The organism is Pseudomonas reidholzensis (genome assembly GCF_900536025.1).
Lineage (GTDB): Bacteria > Pseudomonadota > Gammaproteobacteria > Pseudomonadales > Pseudomonadaceae > Aquipseudomonas > Aquipseudomonas reidholzensis.
Genome location: NZ_UNOZ01000031.1, coordinates 236,258 through 255,456 on the forward strand (window position 1 = coordinate 236,258; position 19,199 = coordinate 255,456).

Annotated in this window: 15 protein-coding genes; 14 read left to right on the forward strand and 1 reads right to left on the reverse strand. The window is 64.7% G+C overall.

From position 1 onward, the window contains the following. Positions 1–88 precede the first annotated feature (88 nt). Genes CCOS865_RS23340 through CCOS865_RS23350 form a run of 3 tightly spaced genes read left to right on the forward strand, consistent with a single transcriptional unit; the run spans position 89 to position 2,567 of the window. Positions 89–694: a biliverdin-producing heme oxygenase gene (locus tag CCOS865_RS23340; RefSeq protein ID WP_119145287.1), complete on the forward strand. Its 606-nt coding sequence runs from the start codon at positions 89–91 to the stop codon at positions 692–694. Between the two features lie 52 nt (positions 695–746). Then, positions 747–1,160: a YbaN family protein gene (locus tag CCOS865_RS23345; protein WP_119145289.1), complete on the forward strand. Its 414-nt coding sequence runs from the start codon at positions 747–749 to the stop codon at positions 1,158–1,160. A gap of 57 nt (positions 1,161–1,217) precedes the next feature. Further along, the gene (locus CCOS865_RS23350; protein ID WP_119145291.1) at positions 1,218–2,567 is read left to right on the forward strand and encodes a CoA transferase; all 1,350 of its coding nucleotides are present in this window, start codon (positions 1,218–1,220) and stop codon (positions 2,565–2,567) included. 109 nt (positions 2,568–2,676) lie between these two features. Here CCOS865_RS23350 and arcD (CCOS865_RS23355) read toward each other — a convergent pair whose 3' ends face one another. Then, a complete protein-coding gene (gene arcD / locus CCOS865_RS23355; protein WP_119145293.1) occupies positions 2,677–4,104 on the reverse strand; it encodes an arginine-ornithine antiporter in 1,428 nt (475 codons plus the stop codon). Between the two features lie 435 nt (positions 4,105–4,539). On the opposite strand from arcD (CCOS865_RS23355), the gene arcD (CCOS865_RS23360) reads away from it, so the two are divergent. The 11 genes from arcD (CCOS865_RS23360) (at position 4,540) to gcvT (ending at position 19,138) form a co-directional block, all read left to right on the forward strand. Continuing rightward, positions 4,540–5,967 (forward strand): arginine-ornithine antiporter, encoded by a 1,428-nt coding sequence (gene arcD, locus CCOS865_RS23360; protein WP_119145294.1) that lies wholly within the window; start codon positions 4,540–4,542, stop codon positions 5,965–5,967. A gap of 36 nt (positions 5,968–6,003) precedes the next feature. Further along, positions 6,004–7,260, forward strand: a complete 1,257-nt coding sequence (gene arcA / locus CCOS865_RS23365) for an arginine deiminase (RefSeq protein ID WP_119145296.1) — start codon at positions 6,004–6,006, stop codon at positions 7,258–7,260. Between the two features lie 72 nt (positions 7,261–7,332). Next, positions 7,333–8,343 (forward strand): ornithine carbamoyltransferase, encoded by a 1,011-nt coding sequence (locus CCOS865_RS23370; protein ID WP_119145298.1) that lies wholly within the window; start codon positions 7,333–7,335, stop codon positions 8,341–8,343. 180 nt (positions 8,344–8,523) lie between these two features. Next, positions 8,524–9,453 carry a carbamate kinase gene (arcC, locus tag CCOS865_RS23375; RefSeq protein WP_119145300.1) on the forward strand — a complete coding sequence of 310 codons (930 nt, stop codon included), beginning with the start codon at positions 8,524–8,526 and terminating at the stop codon, positions 9,451–9,453. A 53-nt stretch (positions 9,454–9,506) separates the two neighbouring features. After that, positions 9,507–9,875 carry a DUF5064 family protein gene (locus tag CCOS865_RS23380; RefSeq protein ID WP_119145302.1) on the forward strand — a complete coding sequence of 123 codons (369 nt, stop codon included), beginning with the start codon at positions 9,507–9,509 and terminating at the stop codon, positions 9,873–9,875. A gap of 122 nt (positions 9,876–9,997) precedes the next feature. Continuing rightward, positions 9,998–11,506 carry a sigma-54-dependent transcriptional regulator gene (locus tag CCOS865_RS23385; protein WP_119145304.1) on the forward strand — a complete coding sequence of 503 codons (1,509 nt, stop codon included), beginning with the start codon at positions 9,998–10,000 and terminating at the stop codon, positions 11,504–11,506. A 213-nt stretch (positions 11,507–11,719) separates the two neighbouring features. Beyond that, the gene (gene gltS, locus CCOS865_RS23390) at positions 11,720–12,925 is read left to right on the forward strand and encodes a sodium/glutamate symporter (protein ID WP_119145306.1); all 1,206 of its coding nucleotides are present in this window, start codon (positions 11,720–11,722) and stop codon (positions 12,923–12,925) included. Positions 12,926–13,198: 273 nt separating this feature from the next. Next, positions 13,199–13,582: a glycine cleavage system protein GcvH gene (gcvH, locus tag CCOS865_RS23395; protein ID WP_119145308.1), complete on the forward strand. Its 384-nt coding sequence runs from the start codon at positions 13,199–13,201 to the stop codon at positions 13,580–13,582. 9 nt (positions 13,583–13,591) lie between these two features. Beyond that, a complete protein-coding gene (gene gcvP, locus CCOS865_RS23400) occupies positions 13,592–16,447 on the forward strand; it encodes an aminomethyl-transferring glycine dehydrogenase (RefSeq protein WP_119145310.1) in 2,856 nt (951 codons plus the stop codon). A gap of 166 nt (positions 16,448–16,613) precedes the next feature. Continuing rightward, a complete protein-coding gene (locus tag CCOS865_RS23405; RefSeq protein ID WP_119145312.1) occupies positions 16,614–17,990 on the forward strand; it encodes an L-serine ammonia-lyase in 1,377 nt (458 codons plus the stop codon). Between the two features lie 26 nt (positions 17,991–18,016). Next, positions 18,017–19,138, forward strand: a complete 1,122-nt coding sequence (gene gcvT, locus CCOS865_RS23410) for a glycine cleavage system aminomethyltransferase GcvT (RefSeq protein WP_167469097.1) — start codon at positions 18,017–18,019, stop codon at positions 19,136–19,138. Positions 19,139–19,199: the final 61 nt, after the last annotated feature.

Here is a 19,199-nt window from a genome sequence, read left to right on the forward strand (position 1 = left end):
CTTGCACAACGCGGGTGAGGTTTTTTTACTGTCCCGCGCCTGCTTGTTCGTCTTGTCATTAGACCCCCTATTTCCCAAGGACCTGCCCATGACCGCCGCCCCCGCCGAGCGCCCGAGCCTGCGCTCGCAACGCCTGAACCAGATCACCCACGCGCCGCACAGCGAGCTGGACGCGCTGGTCAAAGCCCATGCGCCGTTCGACAGCCGCGCAAGCTTTGCCCGCTTCGTGGTCGCCCAATACCTGTTCCAGTCCGAACTGCAGGCCCTGTACACCGATCCGCAACTGATCGCGATCGTCCCTGACCTGGCCCAGCGCTGCCGCGCCGAGCAAGCCCGCCTGGACCTCGCCGACCTCGACACCGAGGCCCCCGCCCCGCTCGCTGGCGCCCTGCAGACGCCGAGCCTGGGCGAGGCGCTGGGCTGGATCTTCGTCTCCGAAGGCTCCAAACTGGGCGCCGCGTTCCTGATCAAGCGTGCTGTGGCCCTCGAGCTGTCTGACAGCTTTGGCGCACGCCACCTCGGCGAACCGGCCGGTGGCCGTGCCGAAGGCTGGAAGCAGTTCACCCGGATCCTCGACGGCCTGGCGCTGTCGGCCGAAGAAGAAGCCGCCGCCGAGCGCGGTGCCGTGGCCGCCTTCGAGCGTTTCACCACGCTGCTCAAGCATGCCTACGCTGCAGACGCCGCGCTGGCCTGATACGCTTTACCCGGCCACGGCGCCCGTGGCCGGCCGTCCTTGCAGTGAGACCATGACCCGACTTGCCCGCTCGAAACTGTCCCGCCTGCTGTATGGCATCCTGGCTTATGTGAGCCTGGGGATCGGCCTGGTCGCGATCGTCATCCCGGGCCTGCCGACCACCGAGTTCATCCTCCTCGCCGCCTGGGCCGCGACCCGCAGCTCGCCGCGCCTGAGCGCCTGGCTAGAAAACCACCGGCTGTTCGGGCCGATCCTCTACAACTGGCGCAACGGCAAGGTCATCCAGCGCCGGGCCAAGGTCAGCGCGACCCTCAGCATGCTGTTTTGCGCTGCCCTGATGCTGACCTTTCTCGACCACCACTGGCCGGTGTTCCTGGCAATCGGCGGCATGACCCTGGGCAACCTGTGGATCTGGTCGCGCCCCGAGCGCGCCACGCCACCGGCTTCGGGCTGCAACGCCAACTGAGTAGTTGCGTCATCGCCGAGGATGTACTGCACTTGGACCCACCAAGGAGGATCCTGCATGCAGTCGTTGCTCGAGAACATGACCCACGAACTGGCCCTTGATAGCGCCGCGATCCGCTGGCAAGGCGTAGGGGTACTGCCTTCGACCTTTGCCGTGAGCGAGCTGGCCGCCGCCAGCATCGGCGCCGCCGGCCTGGCCCTGGCCCAGTTGCTCGCGCAACAGAGCGACAGCTGCCCGCTGGTCCGGGTCGACCGCCGCCTGGCCTCGTTCTGGTTCGCCAGCAGCCTGCGCCCGCAGGGTTGGCAGGCACCCGGCCTGTGGGACGCGATCGCCGGCGACTACCCGACCCGCGACGGCTGGATCCGCCTGCACACCAATGCTCCACATCACCGTGCCGCCGTCGAGCGGGTGCTGGGCGCCTGCAACGAACGTGCGCAGGTGGCCGCGCAGGTCGCGCGCTGGACTGGCGATGAGCTGGAAACCGCAGTGGTGGCGGCGGGAGGCTGTGCGGCGCAGATGCGCAGTTGGCTCGACTGGTGCGCGCATCCGCAGGGTCAGGCGGTGAATCGTCAGCCGTTGGTCCTGCGCGAAACCTTCAGCGCCGACCCGCCACCCCTCTGGAGCGGCAGCCGGGCGCGGCCGCTGGCCGGCGTCAAGGTGCTCGACCTCACCCGCATCCTCGCCGGGCCCATTGCCACCCGCCTGCTGGCCGGGTTTGGCGCCCAGGTGTTGCGCATCGACCCGCCTGGCTGGGAAGAACCCGCAGTGGTGGCCGAAGTCAGCCTGGGCAAGCGCTGCGCCCGTCTGGATTTGCGCGACCCGATTGACCGGCAACAGTTCGAAGGCTTGCTGGCGGACGCCGACATTCTGGTCCACGGCTACCGCGCCGAGGCCCTCGAGCGGCTCGGCCTAGGCCATGAACGGCGGCGCCAGCTCAACCCCGGGCTGGTCGACGTGAGCCTCAACGCCTATGGCTGGGCAGGCCCCTGGGAGGGCCGACGCGGCTTCGACAGCCTGGTGCAGATGAGCACCGGTATCGCCCGTGAGGGCATGCGCTGGCAGCAGGCGGACCATCCGGTGCCGCTGCCGGTGCAGGCGCTGGACCATGCCACCGGTTACCTGATCGCGGCCGAGGCGATTCGCGGGCTGGCGCAGCGGCTGCGCGACGGCAGCGGCAGCCGTGCGCGGCTGTCACTGGCGCGCACGGCGAAGCTGCTGATCGAGCAGGGCACGCTGAGTGATGACCTGCCGTTGGCGCTGGAGACGCCGGAAGATCTTGATCCACGTATCGAGCACACGCCTTGGGGATTGGCGCAGCGGCTCAAGGGACCGTTGCAGGTCGGCGAGGCCGCCTTGCAGTGGGATCTGGGGGCTTGTGAGCTGGGGTCTGCGCAGCCCCGATGGTGAACCTGGGGCTGCGTTGCAGCCCATCGCGGGCAAGCCCGCTCCTACAGGAACCGCGCGCCTCTGTAGGAGCGGGCTTGCCCGCGATGGCTTGCAACACGGCTCCACAGGCTCATAGGCTCAACACCCCTGAATACAGGCCATACGCCGCCAACCCCGCCCCCACCAGCACCGCCGCGAAGATCAGCTTCTCCCACGCGGTAAACAACACCTGCCCCTGCTCATGCTTGGCCCGGGCAAACAGGATCACCCCCGGCGCATACAGCAGCGCCGACAGCAGCAGGTACTTGAGCCCGCCGGCATACAGCAGCCAGATCGCATACACCAGCGCCACCCCCGCCACCAGCAGGTCCTTGCGCCTTACCTGCGCCTGGCCGCCATAGCCCTCCCCGCGCAGCGCCAGCAACAACGCATAGGCCGCCGACCACAGGTACGGCACCAGGATCATCGACGAGGCGAGGTAGATCAGGCTGGTGTAGGTACCCGCCGACACCAGGGTGATCAGCAAGAAGCCCTGGATCATGCAGTTGGTCAGCCACAGCGCATTGGACGGTACCTGGTTGGCGTTTTCCCGGGTGAGGAAACGCGGCATGGTCTTGTCCTTGGCCGTGGCGTAGAGGATTTCAGCACACAGCAGTGCCCACGACAGCAACGCGCCGAGCAGCGAGACCGCCAGGCCAAGGCTGATCAGCAAGGCCCCCCACGGCCCGACGATGTGCTCGAGCACCGACGCCAGTGACGGGTTCTGCAGGCCGGCTAGCTCCGGCTGGGTCATCACCCCCAACGACAGCACATTGACCAGCACCAACAGCGCCAGCACCCCGAGAAAGCCGATCACGGTGGCCTTGCCGACGTCCGAGCGGCGCTGCGCGCGCCCCGAGTAGACGCTGGCGCCCTCGATGCCGATGAACACGAACACCGTCACCAGCATCATGTTGCGCACCTGCTCCATGACGCTGCCGAACTTCGGGTTGCTCAGCCCCCAGATATCACGGGTAAAGATGTCGGCCCGAAAGGCAAAGGCGGCGATGACGATGAAGATCAGCAGCGGCACCACCTTGGCCACGGTGGTCACCTGGTTGATGAACGCCGCCTCCTTGATCCCTCGCAGCACCAGAAAATGCACCGACCACAGCAGCAACGAAGCGCAACCGATCGCCAGCGGGGTGTTGCCCTCGCCAAACACCGGGAAGTAGAAACCGAGGGTGCTGAACAGCAGCACAAAGTAGCCGACGTTGCCCAGCCAGGCGCTGATCCAGTAGCCCCAGGCCGAGGAGAAGCCCATGTAGTCGCCGAAACCGGCTTTGGCGTAGGCATACACCCCAGAGTCCAGCTCCGGTTTGCGGTTGGCCAGGGTCTGGAACACGAACGCCAGGGCCAGCATGCCGACCGCGGTGATACCCCAGCCAATCAGCACGGCGCCGACGTCGGCGCGGGCGGCCATGTTCTGCGGCAATGAAAAGATCCCACCGCCGATCATCGAGCCGACCACCAGCGCGATCAGGGCGCCAAGGCGCAGCTTCTGTCCGGGTTCGCTCATGGGCCTCCCAAAGTGCCTGTAATGTCACGCGCCTGAAACACATCAACGGCTATATAAAAACAGCCTGTTATACGCGTGGAAGTTCTTAAACCTAATGCACTCATAACGCTTTTGTCTATCCCCTGGCGAGGCTAAAACTACCCGCTGCCGAGTAACTGTAGTCGCATTTGTTATTGCTACTAATTCTCGTGAAAAATTTGCCAAAGCGCTAAAAGCGACTAGCTTCAGAACTCGCAGGTTGAACAGAGCGTTTGCTCTAGAAGTACATGGAGGTGCCAGCGCACAAGGCCTGCAGCGAAATGCTGTCGGCACTCTCCAGGAGACGCGTGAAGGATTTTTATCCCTTCACGACTTCATGAACTGATCTACATCAGCGAATGACCCCGGCGTCGGATTTACCATGACGTCAACTTTCTCCTGGTACGGAGTTGTTAAATGTCTGAATCTCCCGAAAAACTAAAACTCGGTGCCCTCGTTGCACTTGTCGTCGGCTCGATGATTGGCGGCGGGATCTTCTCGTTGCCACAGAACATGGCCGCCAGTGCCGGCGTCGGCGCGGTATTGATCGGCTGGGCCATCACCGCCGTCGGCATGCTCACCCTGGCGTTCGTGTTCCAGACCCTGGCCAACCGCAAGCCGGACCTTGACGGCGGGGTCTACGCCTATGCCAAGGCCGGGTTCGGCGACTACATGGGCTTTTCTTCCGCCTGGGGCTACTGGATCAGCGCCTGGCTGGGCAACGTCGGTTACTTCGTCCTGCTGTTCAGTACGCTGGGGTATTTCTTCCCGATCTTTGGTGAGGGCAACACCCCGGCGGCGGTGATCGGCGCGTCGATCCTGCTCTGGGCCGTGCATTTCCTGGTGCTGCGCGGGATCAAGGAAGCGGCGTTCATCAACCTGGTCACCACCGTGGCCAAGGTCGTGCCGCTGGCGCTGTTCGCGCTGATCTGCCTGTTCGCCTTCAAGCTCGATGTGTTCACCGCCGACATCTGGGGGCTCGGCTCGCCTGACCTGGGCAGCGTGATGAACCAGGTGCGCAACATGATGCTGGTCACCGTCTGGGTGTTCATCGGCATCGAGGGCGCGAGCATCTTCTCGTCCCGCGCCGAAAAACGCGCCGACGTCGGCAAGGCCACGGTCATCGGCTTCATTACCGTGCTGTTGTTCCTGGTGCTGGTCAACGTGCTGTCGATGGGGGTCATGACCCAACCGGAGCTCGCCAAGCTGCAGAACCCGTCGATGGCCGCCGTGCTCGAGCATGTGGTCGGTCACTGGGGGGCGGTGCTGATCAGCGTCGGCCTGATCATCTCGCTGCTTGGCGCCCTGCTGTCGTGGGTGCTGCTGTGCGCCGAGATCATGTTCGCCGCCGCCAAGGACCACACCATGCCGGAGTTCCTGCGCCGGGAAAACGCCAACCAGGTGCCGGCCAACGCGCTCTGGCTGACCAACGCGATGGTGCAGATCTTCCTGGTCATCACGCTGTTCTCGGCCAGTACCTACCTGTCGCTGATCTACCTCGCCACCTCGATGATCCTGGTGCCCTACCTGTGGTCGGCGGCGTATGGCTTTCTCATGGCCTTGCGCGGCGAGACCTACGAGCAAGCCCCGGGCGAGCGCAGCAAGGACCTGCTGATCGGCGCCATCGCCCTCATCTACGCGATCTGGCTGCTGTATGCCGGGGGCGTCAAGTACCTGCTGCTGTCGGCCCTGCTGTATGCGCCTGGGGCGATCCTGTTCGCCAAGGCCAAGCGCGAACTGGGTCAACCGATCTTCACCACCGTCGAGAAGCTGATCTTCGCCGTCGTGGTAGCGGGCGCACTGTTCGCCGCCTACGGCCTGTACGACGGTTTCCTGACTTTGTAAGCAATCCTTGTATTTGCACCATGGAGGCAAGCAACCATGTCCACCGATAAAGTTAAGTACGGCGTCCATTCCGAAGCCGGCAAACTGCGCAAAGTGATGGTGTGTTCCCCAGGCCTGGCGCACCAGCGCCTGACCCCGAGCAACTGCGACGACCTGCTGTTCGATGACGTGATCTGGGTCAACCAGGCCAAGCGTGATCACTTCGACTTCGTCACCAAGATGCGCGAGCGCGGCATCGAAGTGCTGGAAATGCACAACCTGCTGACCGAGACCATCCAGAACCCCGAAGCGCTGAAATGGATCCTCGACCGCAAGATCACCCCCGACACCGTCGGCGTCGGCCTGACCAACGAAGTGCGCAGCTGGCTCGAAGGCCTCGAGCCGCGCAAGCTGGCCGAGTTCCTGATCGGCGGCGTGGCCGGTGAAGACCTGCCCGACAGCGAAGGCGCCAGCGTGATCAAGATGTACCGCGACTACCTGGGCCATTCGAGCTTCCTCCTCGACCCACTGCCCAACACCCAGTTCACCCGTGACACCACCTGCTGGATCTACGGCGGGGTGACCCTCAACCCGATGTACTGGCCGGCGCGGCGCCAGGAAACCCTGCTCACCAGCGCGATCTACAAGTTCCACCCCGAGTTCACCGGGGCCGACTTCGAGGTCTGGTACGGCGACCCCGACAAGGACCATGGCAAGGCCACCCTGGAAGGCGGCGACGTCATGCCGATCGGTAACGGCGTGGTGTTGATCGGCATGGGCGAGCGCACCTCGCGCCAGGCCATCGGCCAGTTGGCGCAGTCACTGTTCGCCAAGGGCGCGGTGGAAAAAGTGGTAGTCGCCGGCCTGCCGAAATCCCGCGCGGCGATGCACCTGGACACCGTGTTCAGCTTCTGCGACCGCGACCTGGTCACGGTCTTCCCGGAAGTGGTCAAGGAGATCGTGCCGTTCGTCATCCGCCCGGACAGCAGCAAGCCCTACGGCCTGGACGTGCGCCGCGAGAACAAGACATTCATCGAAGTGGTTGCCGAGTCGCTCAACCTCAAGCAGCTGCGCGTGGTGGAAACCGGCGGCAACAGCTTTGCCGCCGAACGCGAGCAGTGGGATGACGGTAACAACGTGGTCGCCGTGGAGCCTGGCGTGGTCATCGGCTACGACCGCAACACCTACACCAACACCCTGCTGCGCAAGGCCGGCATCGAAGTCATCACCATCAGCGCCGGCGAGCTCGGCCGTGGCCGTGGCGGCGGCCACTGCATGACCTGCCCGATCGTCCGCGACCCGATCGACTACTAGTCAACGACCTGCAACCCGGCTGCGCTTACCCAGCGCCGGCCGGGGACCTCACCGAATCCAAGGAGAACTGTCATGGCGTTCAACATTCATAACCGCAACCTGCTCAGCCTCGAGCACCACACCACCCGCGAACTGCGCTACCTGCTCGACCTGTCCCGCGACCTCAAGCGCGCCAAGTACACCGGCACCGAGCAGCAGCACCTGAAGGGCAACAACATCGCCCTGATCTTCGAGAAGACCTCGACCCGTACCCGCTGCGCCTTTGAAGTCGCTGCCTATGACCAGGGTGCCAACGTCACCTACATCGACCCCAATTCCTCGCAGATCGGCCACAAGGAGAGCATGAAGGACACCGCCCGCGTGCTCGGGCGCATGTACGACGCCATCGAGTACCGCGGCTTCAAGCAGGAGATCGTCGAAGAGCTGGCGAAGTTTGCCGGGGTGCCGGTGTTCAACGGCCTGACCGATGAATACCACCCGACGCAGATGATCGCCGACGTGCTGACCATGCGTGAAAACAGCGACAAGCCGCTGCACGACATCAGCTACGCCTACCTGGGTGATGCCCGCAACAACATGGGCAACTCGCTGCTGCTGATCGGCGCCAAGCTCGGCATGGACGTGCGCATCGCCGCACCCAAGGCGCTGTGGCCGCATGATGACCTGGTCGAGCGTTGCCACAAGTACGCCGAAGAAAGCGGCGCGCGGATCACCCTCACCGAAGACCCGAAAGCGGCAGTCAAGGGCGTCGACTTCGTCCATACCGATGTCTGGGTGTCGATGGGCGAGCCGGTCGAAGCCTGGGGCGAACGCATCAAGCAACTGCTGCCCTACCAGGTCAATGCCGAGCTGATGAAGGCCACCGGCAATGTGCGGACCAAGTTCATGCACTGCCTGCCGGCGTTCCACAACTCCGATACCAAGATCGGCAAGCAGATCGCCGAGCAGTATCCGCATCTGTCCAACGGCATCGAGGTGACCGACGACGTGTTCGAGTCGCCGGCCTGCATCGCCTTCGAGCAGGCGGAAAACCGCATGCACACGATCAAGGCGATCCTGGTCTCGACCCTGGCTGATCTGTAACAGCCCGACGGCGCCCGTGGGGGCGTCTCGGACCCTGTGGGCGGGTTTACCCGCGAAAGCGTCCTTCGCCGCGACGGCGGTGCCTGATCTGACGCGTTCGCGGGTGAACCCGCTCCCACAAGGACCGGGTCGCTCTCAGGAACAGCGCTCCCCATTCGCTTCGCCAAAGGACATTTCACCATGCGTATCGTTGTTGCATTGGGCGGCAACGCCCTGCTCCGCCGCGGCGAGCCGTTGACCGCTGAGAACCAGCGCGCCAACATCCGCGTCGCCACCGAACAGATCGCCAAGGTCCACCCTGGCAACCAGCTGGTCATCGCCCACGGCAACGGCCCGCAAGTCGGCCTGCTGTCGCTCCAGGGCCAGTCCTACAAACCCGATGAAGCCTACCCACTGGACGTCCTCGGTGCCGAGACCGAAGGCATGATCGGCTACATCATCGAACAGGAGCTGGGCAACCTGCTCGACTTCGAGGTGCCGTTCGCCACCCTGCTCACCCAGGTCGAAGTGGACCCCAACGACCCGGCCTTCAAGGACCCGACCAAGTTCATCGGCCCGGTCTACGGCAAAGAAGAAGCCGAGCGCCTGGCCAAGGAAAAAGGCTGGGTGGTGAAACCCGACGGCGACAAGTACCGCCGCGTGGTGGCCAGCCCGAAACCCAAGCGCATCTTCGAGATCCGCCCGATCAAGTGGCTGCTGGAAAAGAGCAGCATCGTCATCTGTGCCGGCGGCGGCGGCATCCCGACCATGTACGACGCCGATCGCAAGCTCAAGGGCATCGAGGCGGTGATCGACAAGGACCTCTGTTCGGCGCTGCTGGCCGAGCAACTGGAGGCCGACCTGCTGGTCATCGCCACCGACGTCAACGCGGCCTACATCGACTTCAACAAGCCGACCCAGAAGGCCATCGCCCAAGCCCATCCCGATGAACTGGAGCGCCTTGGCTTTGCTGCAGGCTCCATGGGGCCGAAGGTTCAGGCCGCGTGCGACTTCGCCCGGCATACCGGCAAGGTGGCGGTGATCGGCTCACTGGAAGACATCGAAGAGATCGTCAAAGGCACGGCCGGGACGCGGGTTTCTACCGCCAAGCCAGGTATCAGCTACCGTTGAATGCAGTTGGCGGGCTACGGCCCGCCGTTTTCAGCCTTTCCGAGGACCGCACCATGGCCAAGTTCGAACCTGGGCATGTACATATCGAGCGCACCGCGCTGAACACCCACGACCACAGCTACGACCTGAACATCCAGTACGAAGCCGTGCAGGACCCCAAGGAAGGCCGAGGTATCCAGTTCCACATGCACGGCAGCATCGAGGGCAAGCCGGTCGAAGAGAAATTCTTCCTGCCTAAGGACCAGGTCCTGCCGAGCTTTCTCAGCCTGGCCACGCGCAAGGCCCAGAGCTACATGAGCGCCGGCAAGAAGTTCGAGAGCCTGGGCTCTTCACACAAGATCTACGACCTGATGTTCGAGGACATTCGCCAGCAGCTGGACGTCAAGTCCGGCGACCCGATCAAGCCGGAACACTTGGAGTAGAGCAGCTGCAAGCTGCAAGCTGCAAGATGAGAGCGATGGCGTCGACGCTGCTTTTTCTTGCGGCTTGAAGCTTGAAGCTTCAAGCTTCAAGCCCTCCCCGGCCACAGCCCTCTACGCTCCCCATGCGCATCCACGTCAGCTTCATCGACCGCGTCGGCATCACCCAGGAAGTCCTGGCCCTGCTCGGTGCCCGTCACCTCAACCTGGACGCCGTGGAGATGGTCCCGCCGAACGTCTACATCGACGCCCCGACCCTCAGCCCCGCCGTGCTCGAAGAACTCCACGACGCGCTGTTCGAGGTGCAGGGCGTGCAGTCGGTCGAAGTCGTCGACATCCTCCCCGGGCAGCGCCGCCACCTGCAGCTCGATGCCCTGCTGGCCGCCATGAGCGACCCGGTGCTGGCAGTCGACAGCGCCGGCAAGGTGCTGCTGGCCAACCCGGCCCTGATCGCCCTGTGCGGGCGTGAGTCGGCCGGGCGCTCGGTCGGTGAGCTGTTCAAGGACCCGGACCTGCTGCAGGCGCTGCTGGACAACAACTTCCACCTGCCGATGCGCGAGATGCAGCTCGACGGCCAGAGCCTGCTGCTCGATGCCACGCCGATCACCAACGCCGGCGGCCTGCTCACGCTGTACCCGCCCAATCGCATGGGCGAGCGCCTCTCGGCCCTGCACCACGACCACGCCGAAGGCTTCGACGCGCTGCTCGGCGATTCCCCGGCGATCCGCACCCTGAAGGCCCGTGCCCTGCGCGTCGCCGCCCTCGACGCGCCGCTGCTGGTGCATGGCGAGACCGGTACCGGCAAAGAGCTGGTGGCGCGTGCCAGCCATGCCCTGAGCAGCCGTCACGCCGCGCCGTTTCTGGCCCTGAACTGCGCCGCACTGCCCGAGAGCCTGGCCGAGAGCGAGCTGTTCGGCTACGCCCCCGGCGCCTTTACCGGCGCCCAGCGGGGCGGCAAGCCAGGCTTGATGGAGATGGCCAACCAGGGCACGGTGTTTCTCGACGAGATCGGCGAGATGTCGCCGTACCTGCAGGCCAAGCTGTTGCGTTTTCTCAGCGATGGCAGTTTCCGTCGGGTCGGCGGTGACCGCGAGGTCAAGGTCGACGTGCGGATCATCAGCGCGACCCACCGCGACCTCGAGCGCATGGTCGCCGAGGGCAGCTTTCGCGAAGACCTGTTCTACCGCCTCAACGTGCTCAACCTGCAGGTGCCGCCGCTGCGCGAGCGAGGCCAGGACATCCTCCTGCTGGCGCATTACTTCATGCAGCAGGCCTGTACGCAGATCCAGCGCCCACCCTGCCGGCTGACCGAAGGCACCCATGCCGCGCTGCTGGCCAACCCCTGGCCGGGCAATGTGCGCCAATTGCAGAACGTGATCTTCCGCGCGGCGGCGATCTGCGAGAGCGAGCTGGTCGACATCGGCGATCTGGACATCGCCGGGACCTCGGTAGCGCGTGGCCAGGAGGCCGAGGTGGCGAGCCTGGAACAGGCGGTCGGGGATTTCGAGCGCGACCTGTTAGAGCGTTTGTACCTGAGCCATCCCTCGACTCGGCAGTTGGCCAGCCGCTTGCAAACTTCGCATACCGCCATCGCCCAGCGGCTGCGCAAGTACGGCATCCCCAGTAAATCCTGAGATTGACCCGCAGCGCGGTTGCGTGCGGGCCGACGAAACCTTGCGATGAGATCTGCAGCGCCAAATCGGCAAGGTTTTCAGACTTTTCCTAGGAGCTCTTCGGCTATTTGAGCGAATACTGCCGCCTCGATGGGTGACCCTGAACCGACGTCCGCCACCTCACAGGCGCATCCAGGCACCGTTCGCCGTCAACGAGAACGAAGAGTACCTTACATGCTAGAACTTGATTTCTACGGCACACTTGTGGCCGCCTCCCTGGTACTTTTGCTGGGGCGCGGACTGGTCAAACGCATCAGTTTTCTGCGCTTCTACAATATCCCCGAACCGGTAGCGGGCGGTCTGGTCGTGGCGCTGATGCTGCTCGCCCTGCGTGCAGTGGACCTCGAAGTGAAATTCGATACGTCACTGCAAAGCCCCTTGATGCTGGCGTTTTTCGCCACCATTGGTCTGAGTGCGGATATTGCCAGCCTGAAGAAAGGTGGACGGGTCGTTGGCGTGTTCCTGCTCGCGGTCACCGGCCTGCTGGTGGTGCAGAACGCCATGGGCATCGGCCTGGCCAAGGCGCTGGGGCTCGACCCGCTGATCGGCTTGCTGTCGGGCTCGATTTCCTTGTCCGGCGGCCACGGCACCGGCGCTGCGTGGGGCGCGACCTTCAGCGAGCAGTATGGTGTGGCCTCGGCTACTGAACTGGCGCTCGCCGCGGCGACCTTTGGCCTGGTGCTCGGCGGCTTGATCGGCGGGCCGGTGGCCCGACTGCTGATCAACCGTGTGCACACCCCAGGCCTCGAGCACGAGACACCGCGCCTGGCCAAGGGCTTTGAACAACCGAACGAAGAGCGTTTGATCACGCCCTTTTCAATGATCGAAACCTTCGCCCTGATCTCAGTCAGCCTGATGGGCGGCTCGCTGTTGAGTGGGGCGCTGCAGGGCAGCGCGCTGGCCTTGCCGACCTTCGTCTGCGTGTTGTTCGTGGGTGTGCTGTTGCGCAACGGGCTGTCAGCACTCGGGCTCTACCAAGTCTTCGAACGTGAAGTGTCGGTACTGGGCAATGTCAGCCTGTCGCTGTTCCTGGCGATCGCGCTGATGTCGCTCAAACTGTGGGACCTGGCCGCACTGGCCCTGCCGTTCTTCATACTGCTGGCTGCGCAGACGTTGATCATGGCGCTGTTTGCGATTTTCGTGACCTTTCGAATCATGGGTTCCAACTACGACGCCGCCGTACTGGCAGCCGGGCACTGCGGGTTCGGCCTGGGCGCCACGCCAACGGCCATCGCCAACATGCAAGCCGTGACCCAACGCTATGGCCCTTCGCAGATTGCCTTCCTGGTGGTGCCGATGGTGGGCGCGTTCTTCATCGACATCATCAATGTGATTGTCATCAAGCTGTACCTGGCGCTGCCATTCTTTGTTTCACTCTGAAATCTCGAGGCGCCGTATTGAATTCAATACACTGTATTGTTTTCAATACGGAACGCTTTCGAGCGCCATTCGCAAGGGTTTGATCCTCCAAACGTTTTTACGTTCTTCAGTGGCCGTATCGTTTTCGCTACAGCGAACAGGCGCAGTAGCCATGTGATCGTCTTAAGTCATTGAATTAATTGGAATTATTGTAACTGGCCACATTATTGCTAAGGAATTCCCGACCAAGAGCGCGGCCCACCGCGCCCACGCCCTGCTTCCCGAGGAATTTCCATGAGCGAGTTGCGTTTTACCGAAGATCACGAATGGCTGCGTACTGAAGCCGATGGCAGCGTCACCGTAGGCATCACCGCCTTCGCCCAGAACGCCCTGGGTGACGTGGTCTACGTGCAACTGCCGGAGCTGCAACGCTACGAGCAAGGTGCCGAAGCCTCCACCGTCGAATCGGTCAAAGCCGCCAGCGGCGTGTACATGCCACTGACCGGTGAAGTGGTCGCGGTCAACCAGCAGCTCGAAGGCAACCCCGAGCTGGTCAACGAAGACCCGCTGGGCGAAGGCTGGTTCTTCCGCTTCATCCCGGCCGATGCCGATGCCGTGGCCGCCCTGCTCGACCAGGACGCCTACGACCGCCTGATCAAAGCCAACGCTGACGCCTGAGGACCGACCATGACCATCAACCTCGGCACCGCCAACGAATTCATCGCCCGTCACATCGGCCCGCGCAGCGCCGATGAGCAGGCCATGCTCAGCACCCTCGGCTTCGACAGCCTCGAGGCCATGAGCGCCGCCGTCATCCCCGACAGCATCAAGGGCACCAGCGTGCTCGGCAGCAGCGACGGCCAGAGCGAGGCCGATGCCCTCGCGGCCCTGAAAGCCATCGCCGGCCAGAACCAACTGTTCAAGAGCCTGATCGGCCAGGGCTACTACAACACCCACACCCCGGCACCGATCCTGCGCAACCTGCTGGAAAACCCGGCCTGGTACACCGCCTACACGCCCTACCAGCCAGAGATTTCCCAGGGCCGCCTGGAAGCACTGCTGAACTTCCAGACGCTGATCAGCGACCTCACCGGCCTGCCGATCGCCAACGCCTCGCTGCTCGACGAAGCGACCGCTGCCGCCGAAGCCATGACCTTCTGCAAGCGCCTGTCGAAAAACAAGGCCAGCCATAGCTTCTTCGCCTCGGTCCACTGCCACCCGCAGACCCTCGACGTGCTGCGGACCCGTGCCGAGCCACTGGGCATCGAAGTGGTGGTCGGTGATGAGCGCGAACTGACTGACGTCAGCGCGTTCTTCGGCGCGCTGCTGCAATACCCGGCGAGCAACGGGGATGTGTTCGACTACCGCGCGCTGGTCCAGCGCCTGCACGCCGCCAACGCCCTGGTCGCGGTCGCCGCCGACCTGCTGGCCCTGACCCTGCTGACCCCGCCGGGCGAGTTCGAGGCCGACGTGGCCATCGGCAGCGCCCAGCGCTTTGGCGTGCCACTGGGCTTCGGTGGCCCGCACGCGGCCTACTTCGCCACCCGTGACGCGTTCAAGCGCGACATGCCGGGGCGCCTGGTCGGTGTTTCGATTGACCGCTTCGGCAAGACTGCCCTGCGCCTGGCCATGCAGACCCGCGAGCAACACATCCGCCGCGAGAAGGCCACCAGCAACATCTGCACCGCCCAGGTGCTGCTCGCCAACATCGCCAGCATGTTCGCCGTGTACCACGGCCCGGCCGGCCTCAAGCGCATCGCCGAACGCACCCACGGGCTGACCGCGATCCTCGCCGCCGGCCTCACCCAACTGGGCGCCAAGGTGGTCACCGAAGCCTACTTCGACACCCTCACCCTGGCCACCGGCGAGGCCACCGCGGCCCTGCACGACAACGCCCGTGCGCAACGCATCAACCTGCGCCAGATCGACGCTGGGCAACTGGGCCTGTCGCTCGACGAAACCTCCACCCAGGCCGATGTCGAAGCGCTCTGGCAACTGTTTGCCGGCGACCAGCCGCTGCCGGACTTCGCCACCCTGGCCAACGCCCACGTCTCGCGCCTGCCGGCCGCACTGCTGCGCCAGTCGGCGATCCTCGAGCACCCGGTGTTCAACCGCTACCACAGCGAAACCGAGCTGATGCGCTACCTGCGCCGCCTGGCCGACAAGGACCTGGCGCTGGACCGCAGCATGATCCCGCTGGGCTCGTGCACCATGAAGCTCAACGCTGCCAGCGAAATGATCCCGGTGACCTGGGCCGAATTCGGCAACCTGCACCCGTTCGCGCCTGCTGCACAGAGCCAGGGCTACCTGCAGATGACCACTGAGCTGGAGGCGATGCTCTGCGCCGCCACCGGCTATGACGCCGTGTCGCTGCAGCCCAACGCCGGCTCGCAGGGCGAATACGCCGGCCTGCTGGCGATCCGTGCCTACCACCGCAGCCGCGGCGAAGCGCACCGCAACATCTGCCTGATCCCCTCGTCGGCCCACGGCACCAACCCGGCCACCGCGCACATGGCCGGCATGCGCGTCGTGGTCACCGCCTGCGACGCGCGCGGCAACGTCGACATCGACGACCTGCGCGCCAAGGCCATCGAGCACCGCGACCAGCTCGCGGCGATCATGATCACCTACCCGTCGACCCACGGCGTGTTCGAGGAAGCGATCGGCGAAATCTGCGCGATCATTCACGACAACGGCGGCCAGGTGTACATCGACGGCGCCAACATGAACGCCATGGTCGGCCTGTGCGCCCCGGGCAAGTTCGGCGGCGACGTGTCGCACCTGAACCTGCACAAGACCTTCTGCATCCCCCACGGCGGTGGCGGCCCGGGCGTCGGCCCGATCGGCGTCAAGTCGCACCTGGCGCCGTTCCTGCCCGGCCATGCCGCGCTGGAAAACACCACCGGCGCAGTCTGTGCAGCACCGTTCGGCAGCGCCAGCATCCTGCCGATCACCTGGATGTACATTCGCATGATGGGTGGCGCCGGGCTGACCCGTGCTTCGCAGATGGCCATCCTCAACGCCAACTACATCGCCCGCCGCCTGGAAGAGCACTATCCTGTGTTGTACACCGGCGGCAATGGCCTGGTTGCGCACGAGTGCATCCTCGACCTGCGTCCGCTCAAGGACACCAGCGGGATCAGCGTCGACGACGTCGCCAAGCGCCTGATCGACTTCGGCTTCCATGCCCCGACCATGTCCTTCCCGGTGGCCGGCACGCTGATGATCGAACCGACCGAGAGTGAGTCCAAGGAAGAGCTCGACCGCTTCTGCGAGGCGATGATCAAGATCCGCGAAGAGATTCGCGCGGTCGAGAGCGGCAGCTTGGACAAGGACGACAACCCGCTGAAAAACGCCCCGCATACGGCGGCGGAGCTGGTCGGCGAGTGGACCCATGGCTACAGCCGCGAGCAGGCGGTGTACCCGCTGGCGAGCCTGGTCGAAGCCAAGTACTGGCCACCGGTCGGCCGGGTCGACAACGTGTTTGGCGACCGCAACCTGGTCTGCGCCTGCCCGTCGATCGAGAGCTATCAGGACGTCTGAGGCGCCTGTCAGAGGGGCTGCTGCGCAGCCCTTTCGCGACACAAGGCCGCTCCCACAAGGGGCGGCGGCGCTCACAATCCCTGTGGGAGCGGCCTTGTGTCGCGAAAGGGCCGCGCAGCGGCCCCATAGGCCCCGTCAAACGACGCGAAGCCCTGGAGGAACCACCATGTCACTCAGCGTCTTCGACCTGTTCAAGATCGGCATCGGCCCCTCCAGCTCGCATACCGTCGGCCCGATGCGCGCCGCTGCGCGCTTCGCCGAGGGGCTGCGGCGCGACCACCTGCTCGCGCAGACCGTCAGCGTCAAGGCCGAGCTGTACGGCTCGCTCGGTGCCACCGGCAAAGGCCACGGCAGTGACAAGGCTGTGCTACTGGGCCTCGAAGGCGAGCACCCGGACACGGTCGACACCGAATCCATCTCTGCACGCTTGCAGGCGATCCGCGCCAGCGGCCGCTTGAACCTGCTCGGCGAACACCCGATCGCGTTCATCGAAAAGCAACACCTGGCGATGATCCGCAAGCCGCTCGACTACCACCCCAATGGCATGATCTTCCGCGCCTTCGACGCGGCGGGGCTGCAAATCCGTAGCCGCGAGTACTACTCGATCGGCGGTGGTTTCGTGGTCGACGAAGCGGCCGCCGGGCATGATCGCATCGTCGAGGACAGCACCCCGCTGACCTATCCCTTCACGACCGGCAAGCAACTGCTCGCCCACTGCAGCGCCCAGCAGCTGTCGTTCAGCCAGGTGATGCTGGCCAACGAAGCCGCCTGGCGCCCGGAAAGCGAAACCCGCGCCGGCCTGCTGCGGATCTGGCAGGTCATGCAGGACTGCGTCGAGGCCGGCTGCCGCCACGAGGGCATATTGCCCGGCGGGCTCAAGGTCAAACGGCGTGCTCCTGCGCTGTACCGCCAGCTCAGCCAACACCCGGAGGCGAGCTTGCGCGATGCGCTGTCGGTACTCGACTGGGTCAACCTGTACGCCTTGGCGGTCAACGAAGAAAACGCCAACGGCGGGCGCGTGGTCACCGCGCCCACCAATGGCGCGGCGGGCATCGTCCCGGCCGTGCTGCACTACTACATGCGCTTCGTCCCGGGCGCCAGCGACGACGGCGTGGTGCGCTTTCTGCTCACCGCCGCGGCGATTGGCATCCTCTACAAGGAAAACGCCTCGATCTCAGGCGCCGAAGTCGGCTGCCAGGGCGAGGTCGGCGTGGCCTGTTCGATGGCCGCCGGTGCGCTCTGCGAAGTCATGGGCGGCACCGCGCAACAAGTCGAGAACGCCGCTGAAATCGGTATGGAACACAACCTCGGCCTGACCTGCGACCCGATCGGCGGGCTGGTCCAGGTACCGTGCATCGAGCGCAACGCGATGGGCTCGGTGAAGGCGATAAATGCCGTGCGCAAGGCCTTGCGCGGCGACGGCCAGCACTTCGTCTCGCTCGACAAGGTGATCCGCACCATGCGCCAGACCGGCGCCGACATGAAAAGCAAATACAAGGAGACCGCCCGCGGCGGTCTGGCCGTCAACATCATCGAATGTTGAGCCCAACACTAACCAAGGAGTCATCGATGTCCGAAACACTGCTCAAGACCCCATTGCACGGCCTGCACCTGGAACTCGGCGCGCGCATGGTGCCGTTCGCCGGCTATGACATGCCGGTGCAGTACCCGCTGGGCGTGCTCAAGGAGCACCTGCACACGCGTGAGCAGGCCGGCCTGTTCGATGTCTCGCACATGGGGCAGATCCTGCTGACCGGCAGCGCGGCCGCCCAGGCCCTGGAAACCCTGGTGCCGGTCGACATCGTCGACCTGCCCGTGGGCATGCAGCGCTACGCCATGTTCACCGCCCCGAACGGCGGCATCCTCGATGACCTGATGGTCGCCAACCTGGGTAACGAGCAGCTGTTCCTGGTGGTCAACGCCGCCTGCAAAGAGCAGGACCTGGCCCACCTGCGCGAGCACCTGGGCAGCCGCTGCGAGATCCAGCCGCTGTTCGAGCAGCGCGCCCTGCTCGCCCTGCAAGGCCCGGCGGCAGTCAAGGTGCTGGAACGCCTGGCGCCGGAAGTGGCCGGCATGACCTTCATGCAGTTCCGCGCCGTCAGGCTGCTGGACCAGGACTGCTACGTCAGCCGCTCGGGCTATACCGGTGAAGACGGCTACGAGATCTCGGTGCCGGCGGCCGGCGCCGAAGCGCTGGCCCGGCGCCTGCTGGCCGAGCCCGAAGTGCAGGCGATCGGCCTTGGCGCGCGTGACTCGCTGCGCCTGGAAGCCGGCCTGTGCCTGTACGGCCACGACATGGACACCAGCACCACGCCCATCGAGGCCAGCCTGCTCTGGGCGATTTCGAAAGTGCGCCGCGCCGATGGCGCGCGTGCCGGTGGCTTCCCGGGTGCCGAGGTGGTCTTCGCGCAACAACAGCAAGGCGTGGCCCGCAAGCGTGTGGGCCTGCTGCCACAAGAACGCACCCCGGTGCGTGAAGGCGCAGAAATCGTCGATGAGGCCGGTACGGTGATCGGCAGCGTGTGCAGTGGCGGTTTCGGCCCGACACTCGGCGCACCGCTGGCGATGGGCTATGTCGACAGCCAATACAGCGCACTCGACACGGCCTTGTATGCACTGGTGAGGGGCAAGCGAGTTGCACTGAAAGTGAGCAAAATGCCTTTCGTAGCGCAACGTTACTACCGCGGCTGAGGGCACTCGATGGCAGGCGTCAGTTATTCGTTTTCGAACCTGCCTAATAACTTTTGAACAT

Excerpts from the sequence above, each read along its gene's own strand:
- CCOS865_RS23340 (WP_119145287.1), top strand. The coding sequence starts at position 89 with ATGACCGCCGCCCCCGCCGAGCGCCCGAGCCTGCGCTCGCAACGCCTG.
- CCOS865_RS23345 (WP_119145289.1), top strand. The coding sequence starts at position 747 with ATGACCCGACTTGCCCGCTCGAAACTGTCCCGCCTGCTGTATGGCATC.
- CCOS865_RS23350 (WP_119145291.1), top strand. The coding sequence starts at position 1,218 with ATGCAGTCGTTGCTCGAGAACATGACCCACGAACTGGCCCTTGATAGC.
- arcD (WP_119145293.1), bottom strand. The coding sequence starts at position 4,104 with ATGAGCGAACCCGGACAGAAGCTGCGCCTTGGCGCCCTGATCGCGCTG.
- arcD (WP_119145294.1), top strand. The coding sequence starts at position 4,540 with ATGTCTGAATCTCCCGAAAAACTAAAACTCGGTGCCCTCGTTGCACTT.
- arcA (WP_119145296.1), top strand. The coding sequence starts at position 6,004 with ATGTCCACCGATAAAGTTAAGTACGGCGTCCATTCCGAAGCCGGCAAA.
- CCOS865_RS23370 (WP_119145298.1), top strand. The coding sequence starts at position 7,333 with ATGGCGTTCAACATTCATAACCGCAACCTGCTCAGCCTCGAGCACCAC.
- arcC (WP_119145300.1), top strand. The coding sequence starts at position 8,524 with ATGCGTATCGTTGTTGCATTGGGCGGCAACGCCCTGCTCCGCCGCGGC.
- CCOS865_RS23380 (WP_119145302.1), top strand. The coding sequence starts at position 9,507 with ATGGCCAAGTTCGAACCTGGGCATGTACATATCGAGCGCACCGCGCTG.
- CCOS865_RS23385 (WP_119145304.1), top strand. The coding sequence starts at position 9,998 with ATGCGCATCCACGTCAGCTTCATCGACCGCGTCGGCATCACCCAGGAA.
- gltS (WP_119145306.1), top strand. The coding sequence starts at position 11,720 with ATGCTAGAACTTGATTTCTACGGCACACTTGTGGCCGCCTCCCTGGTA.
- gcvH (WP_119145308.1), top strand. The coding sequence starts at position 13,199 with ATGAGCGAGTTGCGTTTTACCGAAGATCACGAATGGCTGCGTACTGAA.
- gcvP (WP_119145310.1), top strand. The coding sequence starts at position 13,592 with ATGACCATCAACCTCGGCACCGCCAACGAATTCATCGCCCGTCACATC.
- CCOS865_RS23405 (WP_119145312.1), top strand. The coding sequence starts at position 16,614 with ATGTCACTCAGCGTCTTCGACCTGTTCAAGATCGGCATCGGCCCCTCC.
- gcvT (WP_167469097.1), top strand. The coding sequence starts at position 18,017 with ATGTCCGAAACACTGCTCAAGACCCCATTGCACGGCCTGCACCTGGAA.